The organism is Williamsia herbipolensis (assembly GCF_000964005.1).
Classification (GTDB): Bacteria; Actinomycetota; Actinomycetes; order Mycobacteriales; family Mycobacteriaceae; genus Williamsia_A; species Williamsia_A herbipolensis.
Genome location: NZ_JXYP01000018.1, coordinates 194,881 through 201,016, shown reverse-complemented (window position 1 = coordinate 201,016; position 6,136 = coordinate 194,881). Strand labels below are relative to the sequence as shown.

The window sequence follows — 6,136 nt, the reverse complement described above, 5'->3', positions numbered from 1 at the left end:
CCGCCCGGCAGGCGGCCGGGGGCACCGAACGGCGCCCACACAGCCCCCGCGCCCGCCCCGCGGCCGCGCCGAGGCCGGCGCCCGCGCCCCGGCCGAGACCGCGCGACTGCGTCCCCTCATCCCCGAGACCGGCAGTGGGCCCCCCCCCCGCCGGGCCCGCGGTGCCCCGGCCCGGCGGTGGGTGTGCCCACTGCCGTTCTCGGCGATGAGGCGACGCAGTCGCGCGGTCTCGGCCGGGTCGCGGCCGTCGTCATCGGCGCGGCGGCGGTGCGGACGCGGGGCTTGTTCGGTCACCGTTCGTCGCCCCCGACCGCCTGCAGGTCGAGCCACGACTGCAGGATCGCCACCGCCGCGGCCTGATCGATCACCGATCGCTGCTGCTTGGCCGACCGGCCGCTCGCCCGCAGCATCTGCGTCGCCGCCGCCGTGGTGAGGCGCTCGTCGTGGAAGGTGATGGGGACCGGTGCGATCCGGGTGGCCAGTCGGTCGGCGAAGGCGGTCGCGGCCTGTGCGGCGGCACCGTGCTCCCCCCGCAGTGTCGTCGGCATCCCGACGACGACCTCGACGGCCTCGTACTCGGCGACGATGGCGGTGATCCGATCGATGTCGGAGGTGTCCTTGCTTCGGGCGACCGTCTCGATCGGCGTGGCCAGCATCCCGTCAGGATCACACGACGCGACCCCGATACGCACGCTTCCCACGTCGACGGCGATTCGCCGTCCGCGCGGACGCAGCGGGCTCACCCCTGCGCCCCGACCGTCTCCCGCACCCGCCGCAGGGCGGCATCGATCCCCGAGGCGTCCGAACCCGAGCCCTGCGCGAGGTCGGGTTTGCCACCGCCGCGACCGCCGAGCAGCGGGGCGATGTCAGAGACGATCGATCCGGCCGAGAGGCCGGAGTCGCGCGCCGCGGCGGTGACCGCGACCGCGAACGGCACCGTGGCGTCGGACACCGAGAACAGGGCGACGACCGCGGCCTGCGCACCGAATCGACCGCGCAGGTCGGTCGCCAGACCACGCAGATCGCCACCGGCGAGCCCGTCGTCGAGTCGCGACGCGACCACGAGGGTGTCGCCGACGCGTTCGGCGTCGCCGACGAGCGCGGCCGCCGACGCCTTCGCGGCCTCGGCCTTCATGCGTTCGATCTGCTTCTCGGCGTCACGGAGACGTTCCACCAGATGGGCCACGCGCTCGGGTACCTGGTCGCCCGGCACCTTCAGGGCCGACGACACCGACGACAGCAGAGCGCGTTCGCGGGCGAGATGGCGGTAGGAGTCGAGGCCGACGTAGGCCTCGACGCGCCGCACACCCGAACCGACCGACTGCTCACCGAGCAGCGTGACGGGACCGACCTGGGCCGAGCTGCCCACGTGCGTGCCGCCGCAGAGCTCCATGGAGAACGGTCCGCCGATCTCGACCACGCGCACCCGGTCGCCGTAGTTCTCGCCGAACAGCGCCATCGCGCCCATCGCGCGGGCCTCGTCGAGGCCGGTCTCGAACGTGTTCACCGCGTGGTCGGCCTCGACCGCGGCGTTCGTGATCTCCTCGATCTCGGTGCGCTGGGCGTCGGTGACCGGGCCCTGCGCGCGGAAATCGAACCGCAGGTATCCCGGGCGGTTGAGCGAACCGGCCTGGGTGGCACCCGATCCGAGCACCTGTCGCAACGCCGCGCCGACGAGGTGCGTGCCCGAATGCCCCTGCGTCGCCCCGCGACGGTGTCCGGCGTCGACCTGCGCGAGCACGACGTCGCCGACCACGAACTCAGCGGCGTCGACGGTGACGACGTGTCGCCACACCGACTTGCCGATCTTCTGGACATCGGTGACCCGCGCACGGGCGCCGGTGGTGGTGCTGATGGTGCCCACGTCGGCCGTCTGGCCGCCGGACTCGGCGTAGAGCGGGCTGCGGTCGAGGATGATCTCGGCCTGCTGTCCGACCCCGACGACCGGTAGCGACGTGCCCCCGCCGACGATCCCGAGAACGGTGGCCTCACTGACGAGTTCGTCGAAGCCGGTGAACTCGGTCGGTCCTCGGTCGAGGAACTCCCGGTAGACGGAGACATCGGCGTGCTCGGCCTTGCGGGCGTACGCGTCGGCCTTGGCGCGCGTGCGCTGCTCGCTCATCAGGTCGGCGAAGCCCTGTTCGTCGACCTGCAGGCCCGCCTCGGCGGCCATCTCGAGGGTGAGGTCGATCGGGAAGCCGTAGGTGTCGTGTAGCGCGAACGCATCGGTGCCGGTGATGACCGTCGCCCCCGACGACCGTGTCGCCGCGGCCGCGTCGTCGAACAGCTTCGACCCGGCGGCCAGGGTGGCCGAGAAGGCGTTCTCCTCGGCGACCGCGGTCGCCCGGATCGACGAGGCCTGTTCGGCCAGAACGGGATACGACGGCGACATCGTCGCGATGACGGTGTCGACGTAGTCGCCCATCGTGGGCTGCTGTGCGCCGAGCAGACGCGATGACCGCACGATGCGTCGCAGCAGACGCCGCAACACGTAACCGCGGCCGTCGTTGCCCGGCGTGATCCCGTCGGAGATGAGCATGACCGCGGTGCGGGCGTGGTCGGCGATCACCCGGAATCGCACGTCGGCCTCGGCGCCGCCCTCCCCCTCGGCGCCGTAGGTCCGACCGGTGAGCCGCTCGGCCACATCGATGACGGGCTTGAGCAGATCGGTCTCGTAGACGTTGTCGACGCCCTGCAGGATCGTTGCGACGCGCTCGATGCCCATGCCGGTGTCGATGTTGTTCTGCGGCAGCGGACCGAGGATCTCGTAGTTGTCCTTGCCGATACCCGGCCCGCGCTGGTTCTGCATGAACACGAGATTCCAGATCTCGATGTAGCGGTCCTCGTCGGCCTCGGGTCCACCCTCGACGCCGTAGGCGGGTCCGCGGTCGTAGAAGATCTCCGACGACGGACCGCAGGGGCCCGGGACGCCCATCGACCAGTAGTTGTCGGCCATCCCGCGGCGCTGGATCCGTTCGGCGGGGACACCGATCTCGTCACGCCAGATCCCGGCGGCCTCGTCGTCGTCGACGTAGACCGTCGGCCACAGGCGCGTCGGGTCGATCCCGAAACCGCCGTCGTCCACCGAGTCGGTGAGCAGCGACCACGCGAACCCGATCGCCTCGCGTTTGAAGTAGTCACCGAACGAGAAGTTGCCCGCCATCTGGAAGAAGGTGTTGTGGCGGGTGGTGATGCCCACCTCCTCGATGTCGAGGGTGCGCACACACTTCTGGATGCTGGTCGCGCGCGGCGACGGCGGGGTCCGCTCACCCAGGAAGTAGGGCTTGAACGGCACCATCCCGGCGTTGACGAACAGCAGGTTGGGGTCGTCGAGGATCAGCGAGGCGCTGGGGATCTCGGTGTGACCTGCGGCGACGAAATGATCGAGGAATCGCTTCCTGATCTCGTGGGTCTGCACCTGATGTCCTCACGCCGATGTCCTCTGGCCGTGCACCGACCACCGAGCGGATCGTGGGTGCACGACACCCCGCGCAACCGCAGAGCGAGTCCACCCTACCGTTTGGCGTTCCACGCCCCGACGATCGAGCGCAGACGTCCCACCCGCGCGGAGATCTCACGCTCGTGGCCGTGGTCGGTGGGTGCGTAGTACTCGGTTCCGACGAGGTCGTCGGGCGGGTACTGCTGGGCCACGACCCCGCCGGGTGCGTCGTGCGGGTACCGGTAGCCCTGCGCGTTGCCCAGCGACGCTGCACCGGCGTAGTGGCCGTCGCGCAGATGCGGGGGCACCGCGCCGGCCTTGCCGGCGGCGATGTCGCCCATCGCGGCGCCGATGGCCGAGACCACCGCACCCGATTTCGGCGCGGTGGCGAGGTGGATGGTCGCCTGGGTGAGGGCGAGTTTCGCCTCGGGCATCCCGACGAGCGCGACGACCTGGGCGGCGGCGACCGCGGTCTGCAGCGCGGTCGGGTCAGCCATCCCGATGTCCTCGCTGGCGTGGACCATCAGCCGTCGGGCGATGAAACGGGGGTCCTCCCCCGCGGTGATCATGCGCGCGAGGTAGTGCACCGCGGCATCGACGTCGGATCCGCGGATCGACTTGATGAACGCGCTGATGACGTCATAGTGCTGGTCGCCGTCGCGGTCGTAGCGCACGGCGGCGCGGTCCATCGCCGACTCGACGTCGGCGAGTTCGATGCGCGGGATCCCTTCTCCTCCGGTCTCCTCGGCACCACCGCGGGCGGCGCCCGCGGCGACCTCGAGGGCGGTGAGCCCGCGCCGGGCGTCACCGCCGGCGAGGGCGACGATGTGGTCGAGGGCGTCGTCGGCGATGTCGACCGTCCCGGCCAGACCGCGGTCGTCGGTGACGGCGCGGTGCAGGACCTCGCGCAGGTCGTCGTCGGTGAGGGGGTGCAGCTGCAGCACCAGCGATCGCGACAGCAGCGGCGACACCACCGAGAACGACGGGTTCTCGGTGGTCGCGGCGACCAGCAGCACGATGCGGTTCTCGACGGCGTCGAGCAGCGCGTCCTGCTGGGTCTTGGAGAAACGGTGCACCTCGTCGATGAACAGGACGGTCTGGCGGCCGTCGATGAGGGCGCGTCGGGCGACCTCGATCACCGCCCGGACCTCCTTGACGCCCGACGACAGCGCCGAGAGCGCCTCGAAGCGACCGCCGGTGGCCGTCGAGATCAGGGACGCCATCGTGGTTTTGCCGGTCCCGGGCGGGCCGTAGAGAAGGACCGACGCGGCGCCGGAGCCCTCGATGAGCCGGCGCAGGGGCGATCCGGCGGCCAGGAGGTGTTGTTGGCCGACGATCTCGTCGAGGCTGCGCGGACGCATCCGCACCGCCAACGGACCCGTGTCGGGCCCGAACGCACGAGCCCCCTCGGTGACGGGGGCGAGATCGTGCCGTGACGGCGGCGTCGGGGCGTCGAAGAGGGCGTCCTGCGGCTCGCCGACCCCGTCGCGGTCGGCCATCGGGGTCACCGCCGGGCCATCGAGGTCACCGCAGCCAGGCTGCGTCCAACGCCGCACCGATGGCGTCGGCGTCGGCCGCGATGTCCTGGTCGCCGGTCCGGCGGGCCGCCGCGGCGAGATCGGTCCATCGTGCGACGACGACGGCCGGGTCGGAGGTGCGCAGGGCCAGCCCGCGCGCGTGGCGGTCGTCGCCGAGTTCGACCGGCAGCATCCACACAGTCGCCAGCCACACCCACAGCGCCCGGGCGGTCAGGACCTTGCGGTTGAGTTCGCCGTCGTGGCTCAGTGCCGGCCAGATCGCCTGGATCTCCGAACGCCAGGCATCGACCATGGCGGTCTCCAGATCGGCACGTCGGTCGGCCCAGCGCGGTGCCAACTCGGCTCCGAAGGTGACCACGGCGTAGCCGATGTCGAGGGTGGCGTCGCGGAAACCGCCCCACTCGTAGTCCATGAACTGCACACCGTCGTCGTTGATGAGGATGTTGGGCGGCCCGACGTCCGACGGGCTGAACGCCCGGTGCTCACCTTCGGCGAAGAGCAGTTGCGCGCGGGCCAGCAACTCGACGAACCCGGTGGAGACCTCGACCCCGAGATGCTCGCCGAGCACCTCCGGCGCCCGCGACACCGCGACCTGCACCTGCGCGGTGAGCGCCTCGACGTCACCGCGTGCGGGTCCGTGGCGCAGCAGCGCCGCGAAGTCGTCCTCGCTGCCGACGGTGGCCGCGTGCATCCGGCCCAGGGCCTGTCCCCACGCGCTGATGGCGTGGCTCGGGTCGGCCCAGTCGGTGCTGGCCAGCAGAGCGCTCATCGACCGACCGTGACCGAGATCGCTGAGCACGATCAACCGCTCGGCCGAATCGGAGGCGATGAGCTGCGGCCCCGGCCGCGAGCGCATGGGCAACGCGGTGGCGTACTTGTACGAGGCGAGTTCACGGGCGAAGGCGTCGGCCGGTTCGTCGGCGGGCAGCACCTTGATGACGAGGCTGCGGTCGGGCGACAGCGGGTTCTGGGCGACACGGACGCGGACCACGTCGGTGCGACCACTCCCGGCCAGGTCGACGGGGTCGTCGAGTACGACCGGGCTCCCCGCTCGCGCCGACAACACTCGTTCGGCCGTACGGACCGCACCCGCGGTGCGCCCTTCGGCGATGACAGTCATTGCTCCCCAACCTACCCAACTCGCCACGTCGGACCATCC

Annotated in this window: 4 protein-coding genes; all 4 read right to left on the bottom strand. The window is 71.5% G+C overall.

Annotated features, from left to right (window positions below; translation table 11 throughout):
* Window positions 1-290 precede the first annotated feature (290 nt).
* Window positions 291-734, bottom strand: coding sequence for a Holliday junction resolvase RuvX (gene ruvX, locus TU34_RS09580; protein ID WP_082080101.1), 444 nt, complete (start codon window positions 732-734; stop codon window positions 291-293).
* Between the two features lie 5 nt (window positions 735-739).
* The gene (alaS, locus tag TU34_RS09575) at window positions 740-3,418 is read right to left on the bottom strand and encodes an alanine--tRNA ligase (RefSeq protein WP_045822608.1); all 2,679 of its coding nucleotides are present in this window, start codon (window positions 3,416-3,418) and stop codon (window positions 740-742) included.
* A gap of 95 nt (window positions 3,419-3,513) precedes the next feature.
* Window positions 3,514-4,938 carry a replication-associated recombination protein A gene (locus TU34_RS09570; RefSeq protein ID WP_082080082.1) on the bottom strand — a complete coding sequence of 475 codons (1,425 nt, stop codon included), beginning with the start codon at window positions 4,936-4,938 and terminating at the stop codon, window positions 3,514-3,516.
* Window positions 4,939-4,963: 25 nt separating this feature from the next.
* Complete coding sequence (locus TU34_RS09565; protein WP_045822607.1) at window positions 4,964-6,097, bottom strand: hypothetical protein; 1,134 nt, start codon at window positions 6,095-6,097, stop codon at window positions 4,964-4,966.
* Between the last annotated feature and the right edge of the window lie 39 nt (window positions 6,098-6,136).